General features: G+C 27.7%; 21 protein-coding genes and 1 pseudogene. 11 read left to right on the forward strand and 11 right to left on the reverse strand.

Translation table 11 applies throughout. The features are described 5' to 3' along the window. Window positions 1-89: 89 nt before the first annotated feature. Window positions 90-272 carry a YjfB family protein gene (locus FBF21_RS08595; RefSeq protein WP_002787583.1) on the reverse strand — a complete coding sequence of 61 codons (183 nt, stop codon included), beginning with the start codon at window positions 270-272 and terminating at the stop codon, window positions 90-92. Window positions 273-594: 322 nt separating this feature from the next. Here FBF21_RS08595 and FBF21_RS08600 point away from each other — a divergent pair, with 322 nt between their 5' ends. The 9 genes from FBF21_RS08600 to traF all read left to right on the forward strand — a co-directional run bounded on the left by FBF21_RS08600 (window position 595) and on the right by traF (window position 9,248). Continuing rightward, window positions 595-798, forward strand: a complete 204-nt coding sequence (locus FBF21_RS08600) for a hypothetical protein (RefSeq protein ID WP_002787581.1) — start codon at window positions 595-597, stop codon at window positions 796-798. 351 nt (window positions 799-1,149) lie between these two features. Then, window positions 1,150-3,240, forward strand: coding sequence for an FTR1 family protein (locus tag FBF21_RS08605; RefSeq protein WP_002870104.1), 2,091 nt, complete (start codon window positions 1,150-1,152; stop codon window positions 3,238-3,240). Next, window positions 3,237-3,776: an iron transporter gene (locus FBF21_RS08610; protein WP_002787577.1), complete on the forward strand. Its 540-nt coding sequence runs from the start codon at window positions 3,237-3,239 to the stop codon at window positions 3,774-3,776. Before FBF21_RS08605 ends, FBF21_RS08610 begins: the two co-directional genes overlap by 4 nt. Before the next feature lie 82 nt (window positions 3,777-3,858). Continuing rightward, window positions 3,859-5,262 carry a Fe-S-containing protein gene (locus FBF21_RS08615; protein WP_002870103.1) on the forward strand — a complete coding sequence of 468 codons (1,404 nt, stop codon included), beginning with the start codon at window positions 3,859-3,861 and terminating at the stop codon, window positions 5,260-5,262. After that, complete coding sequence (locus tag FBF21_RS08620) at window positions 5,249-6,541, forward strand: ABC transporter permease (protein ID WP_079263628.1); 1,293 nt, start codon at window positions 5,249-5,251, stop codon at window positions 6,539-6,541. Before FBF21_RS08615 ends, FBF21_RS08620 begins: the two co-directional genes overlap by 14 nt. Next, complete coding sequence (locus FBF21_RS08625; protein ID WP_002870101.1) at window positions 6,531-7,649, forward strand: FtsX-like permease family protein; 1,119 nt, start codon at window positions 6,531-6,533, stop codon at window positions 7,647-7,649. Before FBF21_RS08620 ends, FBF21_RS08625 begins: the two co-directional genes overlap by 11 nt. Further along, window positions 7,646-8,299, forward strand: coding sequence for an ABC transporter ATP-binding protein (locus FBF21_RS08630; protein WP_002860103.1), 654 nt, complete (start codon window positions 7,646-7,648; stop codon window positions 8,297-8,299). Before FBF21_RS08625 ends, FBF21_RS08630 begins: the two co-directional genes overlap by 4 nt. Next, window positions 8,296-8,784, forward strand: coding sequence for a TlpA disulfide reductase family protein (locus FBF21_RS08635; RefSeq protein WP_002860104.1), 489 nt, complete (start codon window positions 8,296-8,298; stop codon window positions 8,782-8,784). Before FBF21_RS08630 ends, FBF21_RS08635 begins: the two co-directional genes overlap by 4 nt. Then, window positions 8,745-9,248, forward strand: coding sequence for a conjugal transfer protein TraF (gene traF, locus FBF21_RS08640; protein WP_002860105.1), 504 nt, complete (start codon window positions 8,745-8,747; stop codon window positions 9,246-9,248). The genes FBF21_RS08635 and traF overlap by 40 nt, the downstream gene beginning before the upstream one ends. An 8-nt stretch (window positions 9,249-9,256) precedes the next feature. Here the strand turns inward: traF and FBF21_RS08645 are convergent. From FBF21_RS08645 to FBF21_RS08665, 5 genes and pseudogenes are all read right to left on the reverse strand, one after another. After that, window positions 9,257-9,693, reverse strand: a pseudogene (locus FBF21_RS08645) (DUF411 domain-containing protein). 299 nt (window positions 9,694-9,992) lie between these two features. Next, window positions 9,993-10,409 carry a hypothetical protein gene (locus FBF21_RS08650; protein ID WP_002860108.1) on the reverse strand — a complete coding sequence of 139 codons (417 nt, stop codon included), beginning with the start codon at window positions 10,407-10,409 and terminating at the stop codon, window positions 9,993-9,995. 535 nt (window positions 10,410-10,944) lie between these two features. Beyond that, a complete protein-coding gene (locus tag FBF21_RS08655) occupies window positions 10,945-11,232 on the reverse strand; it encodes a type II toxin-antitoxin system RelE/ParE family toxin (protein ID WP_002782344.1) in 288 nt (95 codons plus the stop codon). Next, window positions 11,232-11,462 carry a hypothetical protein gene (locus FBF21_RS08660; RefSeq protein ID WP_002876069.1) on the reverse strand — a complete coding sequence of 77 codons (231 nt, stop codon included), beginning with the start codon at window positions 11,460-11,462 and terminating at the stop codon, window positions 11,232-11,234. Before FBF21_RS08660 ends, FBF21_RS08655 begins: the two co-directional genes overlap by 1 nt. Before the next feature lie 441 nt (window positions 11,463-11,903). Then, a complete protein-coding gene (locus FBF21_RS08665) occupies window positions 11,904-12,272 on the reverse strand; it encodes a hypothetical protein (protein ID WP_002860109.1) in 369 nt (122 codons plus the stop codon). A gap of 138 nt (window positions 12,273-12,410) precedes the next feature. On the opposite strand from FBF21_RS08665, the gene FBF21_RS08670 reads away from it, so the two are divergent. Both FBF21_RS08670 and FBF21_RS08675 read left to right on the forward strand, forming a co-directional pair. Further along, on the forward strand, window positions 12,411-12,638 hold the full coding sequence (locus FBF21_RS08670; protein WP_002870305.1) for a hypothetical protein: 228 nt from the start codon (window positions 12,411-12,413) through the stop codon (window positions 12,636-12,638). A 249-nt stretch (window positions 12,639-12,887) separates the two neighbouring features. Further along, on the forward strand, window positions 12,888-13,094 hold the full coding sequence (locus FBF21_RS08675; protein WP_002870306.1) for a hypothetical protein: 207 nt from the start codon (window positions 12,888-12,890) through the stop codon (window positions 13,092-13,094). Window positions 13,095-13,348: 254 nt separating this feature from the next. Here the strand turns inward: FBF21_RS08675 and FBF21_RS08680 are convergent, their stop codons facing one another. The 5 genes from FBF21_RS08680 to FBF21_RS08700 all read right to left on the reverse strand — a co-directional run bounded on the left by FBF21_RS08680 (window position 13,349) and on the right by FBF21_RS08700 (window position 17,302). Continuing rightward, on the reverse strand, window positions 13,349-14,542 hold the full coding sequence (locus FBF21_RS08680) for an AAA family ATPase (protein WP_165433025.1): 1,194 nt from the start codon (window positions 14,540-14,542) through the stop codon (window positions 13,349-13,351). Further along, window positions 14,539-15,654, reverse strand: a complete 1,116-nt coding sequence (locus FBF21_RS08685) for a hypothetical protein (protein WP_002869700.1) — start codon at window positions 15,652-15,654, stop codon at window positions 14,539-14,541. The genes FBF21_RS08680 and FBF21_RS08685 overlap by 4 nt, the downstream gene beginning before the upstream one ends. Window positions 15,655-15,705: 51 nt before the next feature. Then, window positions 15,706-15,951, reverse strand: a complete 246-nt coding sequence (locus tag FBF21_RS08690; protein ID WP_002869699.1) for a hypothetical protein — start codon at window positions 15,949-15,951, stop codon at window positions 15,706-15,708. A gap of 10 nt (window positions 15,952-15,961) precedes the next feature. Next, window positions 15,962-16,144 carry a helix-turn-helix domain-containing protein gene (locus FBF21_RS08695; protein ID WP_002869698.1) on the reverse strand — a complete coding sequence of 61 codons (183 nt, stop codon included), beginning with the start codon at window positions 16,142-16,144 and terminating at the stop codon, window positions 15,962-15,964. A gap of 303 nt (window positions 16,145-16,447) precedes the next feature. Then, window positions 16,448-17,302, reverse strand: coding sequence for a hypothetical protein (locus FBF21_RS08700; RefSeq protein ID WP_002782638.1), 855 nt, complete (start codon window positions 17,300-17,302; stop codon window positions 16,448-16,450). Window positions 17,303-17,309 lie beyond the last annotated feature (7 nt).

Raw genomic sequence — 17,309 nt, forward strand, 5'->3', positions numbered from 1 at the left:
AAATTATAACGAAAAAATACTAAAGAAATAATTATTTAAAAAAACAAGCCCAAGATACCAAAAAGTTCTTAAGCTTGTTCTTAAGATATTTAAGCGTAAATATCCAAACCACTAGAGCTAGAAGCTTGTGGAGCGGAGGCTTGAGAGACACCTTCCATACCTTCGATGAGTTCATTCATCAATGCCTCGTTTGTGTCCATAGATTTTTTCAAAACTGAAGTATTAACAGCAGTCATTAAATTAACATTACCCATAGAAACATCTGAAACCATACATCCTCCTTTTAGATTGAGTCTTAAGACTTTATTTAAATCGGATGATATTTTTAAAACTTAATATTTTTTACTAAACTTTTTAAAATTTTTCAAGGGAACTAATATCTGAAATTAAAAATCATAAATTTTTTAAGATAAAATCCTATTTTAAAAATTTTTACACTATGAAACAATAAGCAAAATATAAATAATTGATGCTTTTAAAAGCGAATTAAATGGATAAAAATTTATTTCAATAAATTTAAGTTTTATCTTATTTTATACAATTTTTAATATAATCTAAAATTATAATTTTAAATGAGAAATCAGGAGCTTGCTAATGTTACTTAACACGCCTTGCAGGGGGATAATAGATACAAATTTTGAAAGCAAAAGAATTAGCATAACTTCAACTTTAAAATTTCAAGAAAAAAAAGAAAAAGTAGAAGCTAAGGCTGAGAAAGAAGAAGCAAATAAAGACAATAGCAATTCTACAAACACAAATACCAATAAAAAAGATAAACTTTTGGATATATCTGCTTAGTCTAAAATATACTATAGCTATATCTCCTTAAAGAATACGCAATAAATGATTTTTTGATTTTTATTAAGCTTTTAAAACATCGAAAAAAGGAAAAATTAAAAAACACAAAAACAATATCCCAAAGTCCATAGCTTAGAAGAAGACCTTGCGATACTTAAAAACAACCCATATTAAATCACAAAAATAAAATATATTTAAATATTTATTAAAATACATTTTATAATTTAATAAAAAAATATTATCAACATAAAAGCTTATTTTTTAGTTCTATTTAAGATTTTTAGTATTATACTAGCCATTATTTATTTTGATAATAAATATTATTTTTATCAAAAATCAAGGATAATGATAATGAAAATTTTTAAAATTATATTTTTAATTATAAGTATTTTTTTATCAAGCTCAGCTTTTGCTAGGGTAGATGATTATATTAATGAAGCAAATCTTATCAAAGATATGCTAAAACAAAGCATAGAAACTTATAAAAAGGGCGATAATCTAGGCGCCAAAAAGCTTAGCGAAGATGCGTATTTTCAACATTTTGAAAATATGGAAGGCTCAATAGGAAGAAACATAGGAAGAAAAGCTATCACTATGGAGCGTAAATTTGTAAATTTGCGTCGCATGTATAAAGATGAAGCTCCTTTGACACAAATTAATGCTTTAATTGATAGTCTTTATTATGATCTTGATGAAGTAGCTCCGATTTTACAAAATGGATATCGTTTAAAAGCAGAAGCAAGCGATATAAACTATGATAAGGCTAGAGCTGAAAAATCAAGCCTAGAAGCCAATGCCAAACGCGAAGCTGATGCAGAAGCTTTAATCGCACAAATGATGGGTGTAGATAAAAAAGATTTAGCACAAAGCTCTTTAACCACCCAAGCTCCTATACCTGTAAATAATGATACAAGCAAACTTATAGATGATAATGCAAGCACCGATTTACAAGCTGCCGCTGCAATGGACGTAAGATTGCAATTTATACTAGATAATATCTCTACCAAATTTTCACAGGCAGCTAATGCTTTTAAAGAAAAAAACTACCAAACTAGTAAAGATTTTTTAAATGATGCCTTATTTAGTGATTATCGCAATACCAAAGTAGAAATTTTAGTAAATAAATTTACCAAAGCAGGAAACGATCAAAAAATTCAACAAGCCATACGCACCCTTATACGCCAAATCAACGATGCAAAAATAGATGAAAAAGGCTTAAGAGATGGCTTAGATAACATAGAAGAACAAATTTTTGATGTTTTCTTACAAATTCCAAATTCAGAACTTTCAAGTTTGCAAATTTCAGGCTTTAATGATGAAACAAAAGGCAAAGATTATGCCAAAGTTTCTAATGATATCAAACTTGCTTTAGATGAAATTTTAAAAAATTATGATGGCTTTAGCACTTCTATGGTAGATGATTTACAAGGAATTTATCTAGATATTTTTGAATCAAGCGGTATGGAAAATAAAATCGGTGCTGTAGATAGTGGCTTAAAACTTAAAATAGAAAGTTTATTTTCCAAAGGCATGGCACTGATTAAAGCAAGTGCAGATAAAAAAGAGCTTGAAGCTACTTTTAATGACTTAGAACAACTCATAGCCAGCAGCGTGGATAAAATTCAAGATTCTACTCCTTATTCGCTGTTTATATGGGCTTTAGGTATTATTTTGCGTGAAGGCTTGGAAGCTTTGATTATCATTGTAGCCATTGTTTCTTATCTTGTGCAAAGTGGCAACAAAAATCGTCTAAATATCGCCTATAGTGCTCTTTTTACAGGAGTGATTTTAAGTTTTATTACCGCTTTTGGAGTTTCTTGGCTATTTAAAGAAAATGCAGGTCAAAGTAGAGAGCTTATAGAAGGTATTACCATGCTTATAGCCGTATTACTACTCTTTTATGTGGGCTTTTGGCTACTTTCAAACGCACAAAATAAAAAATGGACAAGCTTTATCAAACAAGGTGCTATAGATGCTATATCAAATAATAGCGCAAAAACCCTTTGGATTACCGTATTTTTAGCTGTTTATAGAGAAGGTGCAGAAACTGTGCTTTTTTATCAAGCCTTGCTTTTTGATACTAAAACAAGCACTGATTTTGGTGCTGTTTTTGGCGGACTTGGACTTGGAATTTTAATACTTATTGTTTTATATTTTCTTTTAAAAGCAGGAGCCATTCGCATACCTGTAAAACAATTTTTCTATATCACTTCTTACATTATTTTTTACATGGTTTTTGTTTTTACAGGCAAAGGCATAGCCGAACTCATAGAAGGAAAAGTCATCATTCCTAGTCTTATACCTATGAATTTTGAACCGATTTTATGGCTTGGAATTTATCCTTACTATGAAACTTTAATCCCTCAATTTATAGTTTTGATCATGCTAATTATTGGCATTTTAATAACAAAACAAATTTCAAAAAAAGGAGTAAAATCATGATAAAAAAAGTTTTATCAGTAGTTGCTGCAGCTGCGGTTATTAGTACAAATTTATTTGCAGGCGAAGTGCCGATCGGCTATCCAAAAGAACTTAATGGCATGGAAATAGCCGCTGTTTATTTACAACCTATTGAAATGGAGCCAAGAGGTATTGACTTAGCTGCATCTTTAGCAGATATTCACCTAGAAGCTGACATTCACGCACTTAAAAACAATCCAAATGGTTTTCCAGAAGGTTTTTGGATGCCTTATTTAACTATAGCTTATGAACTTAAAAATACCGACACAGGTGCAATTAAACGTGGAACTTTGATGCCTATGGTGGCTGATGATGGTCCTCACTATGGTGCAAATATTGCTATGGAAAAAGATAAAAAAGGTGGCTTTGGCGTAGGAAATTATGAACTTACTTTTTATATCTCAAATCCAGAAAAACAAGGTTTTGGACGCCATGTTGATGAAGAAACAGGTGTGGGTAAGTGGTTTGAACCTTTTAAAGTAGATTATAAATTCAAATACACAGGCACGCCAAAATAATTTTACGCTCGGATTTTCCGAGTGTTTGAATATTTTTATTTTTATTTGAAAAATTAAAATAACAATGTTTAAAGAGTAAATTATGAGTATATATTTTATGCATTTTCTTATCAGTGTTTTACCGCTAAGTATTTTAATGGCCTTTATCACTCCTAATAAAAAATATATTTTTAAAAGTTTTTTAGTAGTTTTTTTGGGCTTTTTATTTGGATATTTTGCTTTTTTTATCGCAGCACAATTTTTAAAAACCGAAAATTTAATCTTTAATTTTGATTTTGTTTTTATAGGTTTATTGCTAGTAAGCTTTATATTTTATTTTTGGAAAAAAATTGAAATTTTAAATTTTATTTTATTGGGAATTTTAAGTTTTTGCACCGCTTTGCATTATTATTTTTTAAGTCAAGATTTCCCTATTTTTACTAGCTCTTTAATCGATAGCGAAGGTATAAGTTCTTTAGGTTTTATTGCTTTAGCCTTGCTTGTTTGTATTTTGATTTTCTTCTTTTTAAAATGGCAAAAAAATTTTAATCAAAAAACAAGCTTTATGCTGTTTTTACTGCTTATCCTTATAGAAAGCGATAAAGCTCTAGCCAATATCTTGCTTACTTTAATGCGAAATTCCATCATAGAAACTCATGCTTTTTTGGTGAGTTTTGTAGGAAAAAGTAATTATTTTGGTGTTTTTGGAATTTATGTTTATTTAATTTTCATCACTTTTTTAGCATTCTTAAGCTTAAAAATTCGCAAAAAAAATATAAGCAAAAAACAAATTTTAGATATAAATTATCGCAAAAACGAAGCTAAAACAAGTCTTATTAATCGCTATTTTTCCAGTGTTTTTATCTCCTGTGTTATAAGTTTTTGCATTGTTTTATACTTTTTTATGGTAAGCTCTAAGCCTTTAACCATAGATGAGCCTAAAGAAATTTTACCCGATAAGAATGGCAAATTTATCTTTGATATAGCTCTTTTAAGGGACAACAAACTCCACCGCTTTGCTTATATCAGTGCTGAAGGCAAAGTGATAAGGTTTTTTCTTATCAACAAAAGAGAAGATAAGGATTCTCCTGTAGCTGTTTTTGATGCTTGTATGATTTGTGGAGATATGGGCTATATCAAAAAAGATGGACAACTCATTTGCATTTCTTGCAATGTGCGTATTTTCTTGCCAAGTGTAGGTAAAAGCGGGGGTTGCAATCCTATCCCACTCAAATACGAATACGATGGTAAAAAAATCACCATAGATGTTAAAGATGTAATAGCGGGATCTAATTATTTTAGTCAAATCAAAGAAATTGAAGTGCAAGATCCTGTATCAAAAACAAAGGTTATAAACACCCAAGCTCCTTTTTCTTATAGCTATAAAGGGATTACTTATTATTTTTCAAATCAAAACAACTATGAAGAATTTAAAAAAGATCCTACAAAATATGTAGAAGAAAACGAAGCCCAATTTTTAATCCAAAGGAGAAATGATGTTGGCTAAAATGATTTTTAACTCTATATTTAAAAACAAAATTCAAAAATTTTTAGCCTTTCTTACTTGTTTTTTAGCCACGCTTTTGCTCTCTACTATGCTAAATATTACCCTAAGTATAGGTGATGAAGTAACTAAACAACTCAAAAGCTATGGCTCTAATATCCTTGTTTTACCCAAAGGCTCAAGCCTTAGTATAGAAATAGGTAATGAACTTTATGAACCCTTAAAAAACAAAAACTACCTAGAAGAAAAAAATTTATATATGATTAAAGACATTTATTGGCGTAACAACATCACCGCACTTGCTCCTTTTTTGGAAGGTAAAATCACAATTGAAAACTCCCAACAAAAAGCACTTATTTATGGTACTTATTTTCAAAAAGCCATAAAAATTAAAGATGATGATGATTTTATCACAGGTATAAAAAGTCTTTATCCTTATTTAGCAGTGCAAGGAGAATGGGCAAAAGATGATAGCAATGAAATCATGCTAGGCGAAGACTTTGCTAAAAACAATAAATTAAAATTAGGAGATACTATCAAACTCATAGGAGAAAACAATCAAAGCAAAGAAGCAAAAATCGTAGGCATTTTACTTCATGCCAATCCTAAAATGTCAAATAAAATCATCGCTCCTTTAAATTTAGCTCAAGATTTACTCAACAAACAAGGGCTTTACTCAAGTGCAGAAGTAAGAGCTTTTACCATACCTGAATCAGCCCTTTCTGAAAAAGTACGTCGCATGGGAGAAGAAAAATTAGATCAGTTAGAATATGACAAATGGTATTGCTCAGCTTATGTAGGCTCAATCGCTAGTCAAATTAGCGATGGCTTACCAGGTGCTGGTGCAAAAGCTCTAAATGCTATAAGCGATGCTCAAAGCTTGGTGGTTAAAAAGATCCAATCCTTAATGGGCATTACTTGCATTATTTGTCTTATTGTTGCAAGCATTGCGATTTCAAGTCTAATGAGTTCTGAAATTCATCGCAGAAAGAAAGAAATAGGACTTTTAAAAGTACTTGGTGCTAATACTTTTCAAATTTATCTCATCTTTGCTAGTGAAAATTTAATCGTAGCTTTATTTGCTGCTTTATTTGGCTTTATTTTTGGCACAGCACTTTCTCAAATCATCAGTCTTAGTATTTTTGGATATTTTATTGATATAGCCTTTATAGCTTTACCTTTAAGCTTTATTTTTGCAGGACTTATTGCCTTACTTGGTTGCTTGCTTCCTATAAAAAATATCACACAACTTTCAGCTGCAGGAGTGCTTTATGGTAGATAAGTTTTTCCTCAATGAGCTTTTTAAAAGCATTAGCTTTTCTTATCAAAGACTTTTTATTATAGTTTTAAGTGTTTTTATAGGAGCACTTACTTGCTCAGCTTTTTTAAATATTTATTTTGATATCGACATCAAACTTTCTAAAGAATTAAAAGCTTATGGAGCAAATGTAATGATAAGTCCCAAGCAGGATGAAAATTTTATCTCCAATATTGAGTATGAAAAAATAAAAGAAAATTTAAAGGCTAGAGCTTTAACTCCTTTTTTGTATGATTTTTTAAATTTAGGCAGTACAAGCGGGGTGGTTTTAGGCACTGATTTTAGGGCTTTAAAAATCACTAAACCTTTTTTAGAAGTTAAAGAAGGAAGCTTTTCTCTAAATGATTTTGATGAAAATTCAGCCTTTTTAGGAGTTAATTTAGCCAAGCAACTAGGCCTAAAAGCAGGCAATGAACTTCAAATTTATAATCCAAGCAACGGAAAAAACACAAAACTTACCATAAAAGGCATACTTTCAAGCAATGATGAATTTGATAGCATTGTTTTAGCTCCTTTAAGCGTGGTGCAAAATTTAAGCGATAGAGCCGGTATTAACTATGCTAATGCTGTAGTTTATGGAAATTTTGATGAAGTTAAAGTCAAAACACAAGCAATCAGCAATGAATTCATCGATGCAAAACCTATATCTTCAGTATCCTTAAGTGAAGGTTTAGTGCTTAGAAAAATCAAAGCTTTAATGTTTTTAATCATACTTGTAGTATTGATCATAGTTACTACTAGCGTTAATACAACTTTAAGCTCTATTATATTTTCTCGCAAAAAAGAAATCGCACTGCGTTTAGCCTTGGGTGCGAAAAAAAGTGAAATTTTTAAACTTTTTGCTAGTGAATGCTTTATAGTAAGTTTTTTTGCTAGTTTAATCGGAGCTTTTTGTGGAATATTTTTAGCCAATGTCTTTGGTTATTTGATTTTTAATTCTAGTATTGATTTTAGATTTATAGCTGTTTTTATAGCCTTAATCATTTCTTTGATTTTTGCCTTTTTGGCTGCATTTTTTCCTATAAAAAGAGCATTAAAAATCAATGTGTGTGAAAATTTGAAAGGTGAATGATGAAAAAAGAACTTATTAAAATAAACAATTTAAATAAAGAATTTGGCAAAGTTAAAGCCTTAAACAATATCAACTTAAGCGTCTATGAAGGAGAATGGCTTGCCATCATGGGTCCATCGGGAAGTGGAAAATCAACGCTTTTAAACATACTATCACTCATGGATACTCCAAGCTCTGGAGAGTATATCTTGGATAATGAAAACCTAGAGCAAATGGATGAAGAGCAAAAAATCACCTTGCGTCGTGAAAAAATAGGACTTGTCTTTCAACAATTTCATCTTATCCCCTATCTTAACGCTTTAGAAAATGTTATGCTCTCTCAGTACTATCACTCAAGTGTAGATGAAGAAGATGCCAAAATGGTTCTTGAAAAAGTAGGACTTTCACATAGACTCACTCATTTACCTAGCCAATTAAGTGGCGGAGAACAACAAAGAGTTTGCATAGCAAGAGCTTTGATCAACAACCCAGAGCTTTTGCTCGCAGATGAACCCACAGGAAATTTAGATGAAGCTAATGAACAAATCGTTCTTCAAACCTTGCAAAAATTAAAAAATGAAGGCAAAACCATAGTTTTAATCACACACAATCCTGATTTAGCCAAATTCGCAGATCGAACCCTTATCTTACAACATGGGGTGTTAAAATGAAAAAAAGCCTTTTAATCTTAAGCATTTTGTTCTTGCTCAATGCTTGTTCTTTTGAAAATTCAAAAGATACTGGAAAAGTTGGAGAAAAAAGCGCTGAAATTTCAGCTAAAGATACCTTAGGAAAAGCTGTAAAACTTGCTGATGATAATACAAGTTTAAAAGTCTTAGTCTTTTTTCAAAATGGCTGCCCTTCTTGCTTAAAAGAACTCCCTTCTTTAGATGAATTCATACAAAATCACCCCAATAAAATCAGCGTTTATGCTATAAATTCCATCGATAATGCCAATGTGGTTAAGGTTTTAGCCGAACAATTTGACTTTAAAAATGTAAAAGTTTTAAAAGACGATCTTAAAATCACCAATGATCGTTACGCTGTGTTTGCAACCCCTACTACCATCATCATTAAAGATGGAATGATAAAAGATAGAATTTTAGGAGAAAAACCATGGGAATTTTTCGAATCCAAGCTTACTTCTTTGCTTTAATTATAGCTTTATTTTTTGTAGCTTGTGATAGTGGAGAAAATTTTAAAGCTTTAAATAGTGATAAAACCTATAATTTTGCCTACAATGGTTTTGAAAAAAGCCTAAAACTAAATGATAAAGCACAAAATTTTGCCTTCGTATTCTTCACAAAAGATTGCGGAGTTTGTAAAGAACAAATTCCTATTTTACAGAATTTGGCTAAAAATTATGATTTTAATATCTTTGTGGTTTTAGGCGATGCAAATGATGCAAACGATGCAAAAGCTTGGGCTGATGAAAAAGGTTTATCTAATTTAGCAATGTTTTATGAAAAAAGAGCAGCTAAATACCTTTCAAGTGCCATTGGGGAAATATATGGAGTACCTGTGCTTAGTTTTTTCAAAGAAGGAAAAATGGATGAAAAATTCATAGGCTTAACTCCTTATAGCATACTTGAAAAAGAAATCAAAAAAGTAAAAAGCTAAAATTTACTTTAAAGCTTTTTATCTCCTATAAAATATCCATAAAGCTCATAGCTTCCATCTTTTTTCATCAAAATTACAGGATATTTTTCACTATAACCTTGTTCCATTCCTGGGCTTCCTTGTGGCATGTCAGGAGCTGAAATTCCTATAACATCTTTAGGTTTGTTTTCAAGCAACCATACTATGGCACTTTCAGGAACATGCCCTTCAATAGCATAGCCTTCGATCACACCCGTATGGCAACTTTGATACTCATCTTTTATACCCATTTTTCTTTGATTTTAAGAAAATCATTGGTTTTATGAACACTAACCCCATAACCCTTAGCTTTCATATAATCAGCCCAAAGATCACAACAGCCACAAGTAGGACTTTCATAAACTTGTATTTCCTTAGCTTGCGTAAGAGTGAGTAAAAAAAGAATGGTTAAAATTGTTTTTTTCATAATTGCTATCCTAAGTAAAAAATATATAATAATACTTTTATAAAGTTAATATCATCACATTTTTAACACTAAAAATGAATTTACAAAAATTTAATCAAGAAAAAGATTTTTAATGAGTGCTGATTTTGTCTTTACAGCAAAGATATAAAAGATAAAACGATTTAAAAAACTAGAAATTTTTAACTTAAAAAGCTTAAAATTTAGATATACTTTATACTTACTATGTTTTTTCATAGTATGTTCTAATGGTGGATTTCCGCCAAGAGTGAAAACTCAAGGCGGATTTTTATTTGCAATATTTACTTAATAGAATAATTATGATCAGCTGTGCCTCCACATAAATACCCCTTCTTATCAAAACTTGCAATTTCGCAAGAAAGAGTAGATAATCTAGCTCTTTTACCATTACTAGTTAATATAAGAACTTGTTTATAATAAACATAATTGCTTTTATCTGAATATTCTTTTTGTATTATAGCTTGAGTTGAATTATAAGTTCTTGGACCAACTTTTGCAACAATATCTGCTTCATAAAAAGTTGCCTTTTTAAAAAGTGGCTCAGTTAAAGTTGATTTTATACTCTCTTGGAAATATTTGTTTTGCATTTCGCTTGCTGAAACTGGAACTAAATCTTTTTTATTGATAACTATCAAATCTGCAAATGCTGACACATTCAAAGCAACCAAAGCTGCTAAAACTAAACCTAATTTTTTCATTTTATCTCCTTGAATTGAATTTTGTATATTTGAATTATTTTTCAAATCTTTTGCAAGATAATTTTTAAATTTATCTAAATTAAATTTGCATTTTATTTAACAATCATAAGAAATTTTAAAATGAAATAAAAATTTATGAGAAATCAACTCTTGTTTGAAAATGATAAAAGTAAGTGGTGCAGATGAAAGGACTTGAAATATATAACTAAAAATAAATACCTATTTTATAGTATTTTTATAATAGTTACCTTTATTAAGTTACCTTTTTATTTGTATAGAAATTTAAAGAATATCCTTTGAAAACTTAAATCAAATTTGAAAACTACACTTTTCAAGCTTTATTTATTTATATCATCATTAAAGCCCTATTTTATAGGGTTATTAAAAATTATATTAAGGTATTTTTAAAGCCATTTAAGTTTATTTAGCTTAAATAGAATGTTTCACGCTTTTTTTATTTAAGTTTTCTCATTTTTTTAAGCTTTTTTAGCTTGAAACTTAAACTCATTTTTTCAAAAGCTTAAAAAGTAATTTTTTAAAAGTTTGGTAGGTTTTCTTTATAAATACCTAAGATAATAATTAAATCTTTTTCTTTGTCTATTTTGTAAGGTATTACATAACCTTTAAATATAAAATCTCTTACATTCTCATCATCAAAGGCTAAAGACTTTCTAAACTTATAAGGCATAAAATCAAGCTTTTTTAAAGCCTTGTATAAATCATTTTTAAAAGTGTTTTTAACTTTTATACTTTCCTTTCTCACAATAAAGGATAAAATAATATTTAATTCATTTGTAAATAAATCGCTTTCTAGGATTTGCATTACAGCCACTCACTGCCTAATGGCGTTAATTTAGCCTTACCGCTTTCATAATCATTTAAAGCCTTATGTAGTTCTTGTTTTGTTTCTTGCCAACTTTTGCCGCTTTCATAATCATTTAAAGCCTTTTTATAGTTGTTGCTTTCTAGTTCATAACTGATATTTAACTCTTTTAAAATATCTAAAAGCTTGTTTATTTCTTGTTCTTTTGCTTTTATTGTTATGGTTTGCATAGCTTTTCCTTTACTGATTCAAAGTTTAGTTATTATAACTTATTTTATTTTATAAGCCTTTAAAAGAAAAGCTATTTAATTAAAATACTTTGACAAATCTATATAAGTTAAAGTTAGGTAGCTTTTAAGCCCTAGGTTTAATCTACCCATTAGCCCCCCCCCACTAATTAGCTCATCTTTTTAAGTGGTGTTTTATACAAAAGCCCTAAAATTAGCTTCTTTTATCGTTTCAACCTTTCTTAAAATTATCTTAAATATTAAATTAATTTTTGTATATTTCAAAGTTTGTTTTATATGGAGTAAATTTTATTTACATCATCTTTTTTATATACTTTTTATAAGGATTTTATTGCGTGGTTTATTTGTATTTGAATTTAGAAGATTAAAAATAGATTTTTGCCCTTAAAGGTAAGGGTAGCAAGTTAAACTTACTACCTTGTTTTATTTCTTTTTACTCCCTTCAAGTAATTCTTTTAATAATCTCTCTTCTTGTTTCTTATGCAGTTCTTTAAGCTCTTTAGGGGTAAATTCTTTACCTAACTCATCTTTTATAATTTCATGATAAACACTTGCGTACATATCTATATTGTGATGACAATTATCTTGGTCGATAACAATTTCTTTTATCTTATCAAGCATCATCATAAGCATATCTTTTACATACTCTATACTTGTATCATTCTCAAACATATTACAAGTTTTAACATCGTTTTCGTTTTCCAAATCACTTAAAAATAAATCTAAAAGATATTTAAAAGCGTTTATTTTGCCATCTAGGCAACTCATTCTACAATAATCTACCTTTTCCATTTTTTCTCCTTTTTTTATGTATTTAACTAAAAATAAAGTGTAATTTTATATTTTTTTACTAAAAAAGTCAATATATTTTTATGTTATTTAATAAAAAAATGTTATAATTATTTTATAATTAACTAAAAAGGTTATAAAATGACAAGATTAGAATTTGATGAAAAAATTAAGCAATTAGGATTAACAAGAAAAATATTTGCAGATATAGCAAAAGTAAGTTATAGCGGAATTTCTACAAATTGGAAAGATGACAAAGAAATTCCATCGTGGGTGGAGCCTTTTTTATATTATTATGAAAAAGGTTTAGCCTTAGATGAGTTATTAAAAATACTAGAAAAATACAAAAACAAAGAGAAGTTAGAATAAGCCTTTAAAAGTTTATTTTCACTCTTAAAGTTCTTACATTTTTTTAAAATCTTTTCTTTTTCCATACTATGTTTTTCCATCTATGGAAAAACAAAAAATCTTACTTTTCCATTTTTTTATCCTTTTGTATTGATTTAATAATTAAAAATCACAATTATATATTGTTTTAATCTATAAGTCAAGTATTAAAGTATTATTTTAATGCTATATGCTACAATATAGCTATTAAATTAATATAAAGGCTTAATTATGACTAATAACGATTTTGAAAGCATTTTAAAAAAATGCAACCTATCTAAAAAAGAGTTTGCTACTCTTTGCGACTTGCCCTATCCTACTTTGATGAATTGGGTTAAAGCCGATAAAACGCCTAACTGGGTTAAATCTTGGCTTGAAAACTATATCAAAGCTCAAAAATACAATAAGATTAAAGACTTAATAAAAGATGATTTGTAAGTTTTGATGATGTGTGCTCAAAATTGAGCAGTGCTAATTGCTAGGTGTCTTCAAATTTGAAGACACCCCCTTCAACCACTTTTTATAAAAAATACTAAATTAAAATAAGCGATTTTAAGCGTTTTTATTTTTTGTCTAAGGTGTTTTATCGGTAAAAATACTTTTTTGATTTTAGGAGTGTTTTTATTAAGCTATGGCTATAAGATAATAATTAAGTAAAAAGCTATATGAATTAAACTCACATAGCTTTTTACTTATTCGCTAAATAAAGTTTGCTCGACATTTATTTCTATGCCGTTAATGATGGTTTTATTCTCTTTTAAAGGCACATAATATTTTAAAGCTTTTCCACCCGTTGCTCTTGATTTTTCTATTATATTAAAATATAACCCTTTTCCACTTTCTAGCTTTTTAATGGCATGTGTATCGGTTTTTGATTTTTCTAAAAGCTCTAATAACTCCCCTTGCAAAATCTCGCCTTTTTGTTCTATGATTTCTTTAGCTTTTGTAAGAAAGTTTGTATCGTTTTCATTTATTGCTCTTTCTATTTTTAAATCAAGCGTATTTAAGTCTATATCTACCTTTAAATTATAAGGTAAAAAATTTCTTGCCTTTTTTGTATTTAATTCTATATTTAAAATTTCTCCATCGTTATTACTTGTTTGTATTTTAAAAAGGTTATCGGTCGCATTTAAGAAATTAACCCCACCCATGAACTCATTTTCAGCACTCTTTCCCTTGTGATGTATAAATAAAAAAGTAGCTTCGCCTTTATGACTTATTTTTTTAATTATTTTCATAAATTCAGCTACTTTTTTATTATCATTCATATCACCATTAAAAAAGTTAAAAAGGCTATCAAATACGATAAAAACATTAACCAAACCACCGCTTTGCATTAAAGGTTCTAGATATTTTTCAACAATAAAGTTAAAATCAACTTCTATCTCATCAGTTCCACACTCTAAAACATTGCTTGTTTGTATATAATTAAAAGCAGGATAATCTAAAAAATAATATCCCCCTATTTGCATACTTTTTTTAATCCTGCTTTTAATGGTTATTTTGCTATTATCACCATCAAAATAAATAATTTTTCTAATCTTGTTAAATTCTAATAAATGCTTGCAAATAGCAAAACTTAAAAAAGTTTTACCCTTATTAGCTTCACTTGTTAAAAAACTAATACTTCCTTTATCCAAAAAATCATCGATTAAAGATGTAAATTCTATTTTTTCTAAATCAACGCTTCTTATAGCCCATTGTGTTAAATCTACAAAAGAATTATTTTTTATATTTGCATTTTTTTGTGATATAATTTTACTAGGGTTGCAACTTGTTTCATTTATTTGACTTTTAATATTTTCAAATTCTTTAAAGTCAAGTTTATCTATAACTTGGCTTTTTATTTTTTTTAAATCATTAATTTCTTTACTATAATCTTTCATTTTATTACCTTTAAAAATAAATTCATTTTTTTATTAAAATAATTCTTAAAGTATTTTTCCATATAAGAAAAAAAACTATTTAAGCCTTTTTTATCTCTTTGGTAGTCTTGTCTTAACTCTTTCATTAAATAAGCTAAAAAATCTATAAAATCAGCGTTTTTTACCTCATCATAATTAAAAACACAATAGCCTTTTTCCAAAGGATTTATTTGTATTAATTCTTTTAAAAGCTCTAAATTAGCTTTAAAACTGCTCTCATCGTTTTCAACTATAAAAACTATTCTTTTATTATCGATGAGGTTTAAAAGCTCATTTATTTGCTCGTGTGAGTGTATATTTTTCATCATGCTATCACTTTGAAAACAAACAGCGTTTAATCCTAGCAATTCACTTACTATAATTTCTTTGATGCCACTAAAGATAAAACAATAATCTTTTAATAAGCCTTTTTCTTTGGCTTTTATAAGTTTTATAAATTTATTGCTACTACCTTTAACTTTAAACCATTTGACTAATTCATTTTTAAAAAGCTTTTCTCTAATAGCCACGCTTTTAATTTCGTTTTTATCTTTCAAGATAAAAGCCAAACTTTTATCATCTTTTGAAAAAGCAAAATAGTCTTTTAAAATACTTTCAAACTCATCATCTTTTAAAAAATTTAATTTACATAAGTGCATAAAAAGTCTAAAATCATTAAAAAAAGCTTTTTCTAAAGCCTTACATTCTATAAAATCGCTATTAGCTAAATTAAAATTAGCCTGTAAAGAATAAGCTATATTTTTTAAATAGCTATTATCTTTTAAAGGCTCTTTTTGTGGTTTAAAGCTACCCACCTTTTGCGTGGGTAACCTGTTAAAATCACTAAATATAATCAAAGCTTCTTTTAACTCTACATTTTCTTTAAAGGCTATAAAATCGATTATATCCCCACTAAAACTTCCATTAAAATCAGTAATCAAGCAAGTGTTAGTTTTTATTTTAAGGCTTTTATTGTGTCTTTCATTTCCTGCTTTGTCAAACTCCAAACCATAGCGTAAATATAAAAAATCAACTATAGAATAATAATTTTTTATATACGCCTTTATTTCATCATTAAAAAGGCTTATGCTCATTTTAAGCCTTTAATTTGTGTTTTAAAGCTTCATAAGTTGCCTTACAAGCATTTATAAAAGAATTTGCCTTTTTTGTTCTTTTTTAATGAAAGTATTCTTTTTAAGAAAAAGTTTTTTATTACTTTCTAAAATTGCTAAAAGCTCTTTTATTTCTCTTTCAAAGTCTGGTAATTTTTGCAAAATTTGTATTTTTTTCTCAAGTAAATTAAAAATTTCAAAGTCAAAGTATCTAAATCTAGTATTAAATATAAAACATAATTCGCTTTTTAAATATTCTAAGGCTTGTTTATTATTCATAACTACCGCCTTAATTGATAGTATGGTTTTTAAACCACTCATCAAGCTTAACTTTTTCATAAAAGATTTTTTTACCTATTTTAATATAAGGTATTTTCTTTTGCATTCTGTATTTATTTTGAGTATCTTTGCTTAAGCTGTAAAGTGTAATTACTTCTTGTATAGTTAAAAAGTCTTTGTTTGTGTCTTGCATTTTGTGTCCTTTCTAAATTTTATTAATGCAATTAATAAAGCCATTAAAAAGGAATTAGTAAGTTTAAATTTATTACAATTTCTTTTAAGGGCTTAAACTATGGCTCTTATAATGAAATTGTGCGTTTTAATTCTTTGTTTGGCGACTTGATTGAAACGCACTAGATTAAAAAGTTTAAAGCTTTTCAAATTTCATTAAATTAAAAAATATTATTTGAAATATTTAAGAAGTATTTTAGCAGTTTTTAAAATAAAAGACAAGACAAAATTAAAATTAAAATATTTTAATTAATTGTATTATATATTAATTATATCTTAAATAATTATCAAAAGCTTTTATAATAGCATTTTTAAGCTCTTTTCTTTTAACTTCTCTTTTATTCAGTTTATATTTTTCTTGCATTTTAAACATAAAATCATCGAAATTATTATTACAAGCATTGATGTAATTTTTGTTATTGTTAAAATCTATAGAAAATAAAATATTTTTATTAATAGCTAGCTTTATGTAAAAATTGATATATTCTTTTATATTTCTACTTAGCAGTCTATTGGTAAATATATAATTTTTCAATTCTTCTGCTGCTGGTATTTTTCTACAAGCATTACAAAATTTATAAAAATGATATTGGACTATTTTTGTATTTTTTAGTATATTTTCATCTTTCAAATTTTCATCTAATATTTTTAAAGCTTTGACTAATATTTCATTATCTTTTTTTATTTGTGTTGAAGTTTTTTTTATTTCGCTTTTAAATATAGTATTATATAAAAACTTTTCCATTGAAAATTTTACAAAATGTGATAAATTATGTATTATATTTTCTCTTTCTTTTACTCTTTCTCTTGGGGATAATTTGTTAAAAATCTTAAAGCTATTAAAAAGAATATCATTATTAAGTAAAAAATCACATAAGGCTATTTTTTGTTCTTCTATCTTATTATTTAAAATTGTGCATTCTTCACTTTGAAAGATAAAATATAAAGGATTTTCAAGCCAACTATTACATAAATAATCATATAAATAGTTTTCATCTTTTGCTTTTTCTATTTCTATATTATAATATGGCTCTATTTTATCATTAATGGCTTCTTGACATTCTCTTTCTTTTTCCCATTTTATCGCCACTTCAAAATCAGCTTTAAAACTTGGTAACATCGCTTAT

It is taken from the genome of Campylobacter sp. CFSAN093238 (genome assembly GCF_012898015.1).
Classification (GTDB): domain Bacteria; phylum Campylobacterota; class Campylobacteria; order Campylobacterales; family Campylobacteraceae; genus Campylobacter_D; species Campylobacter_D jejuni.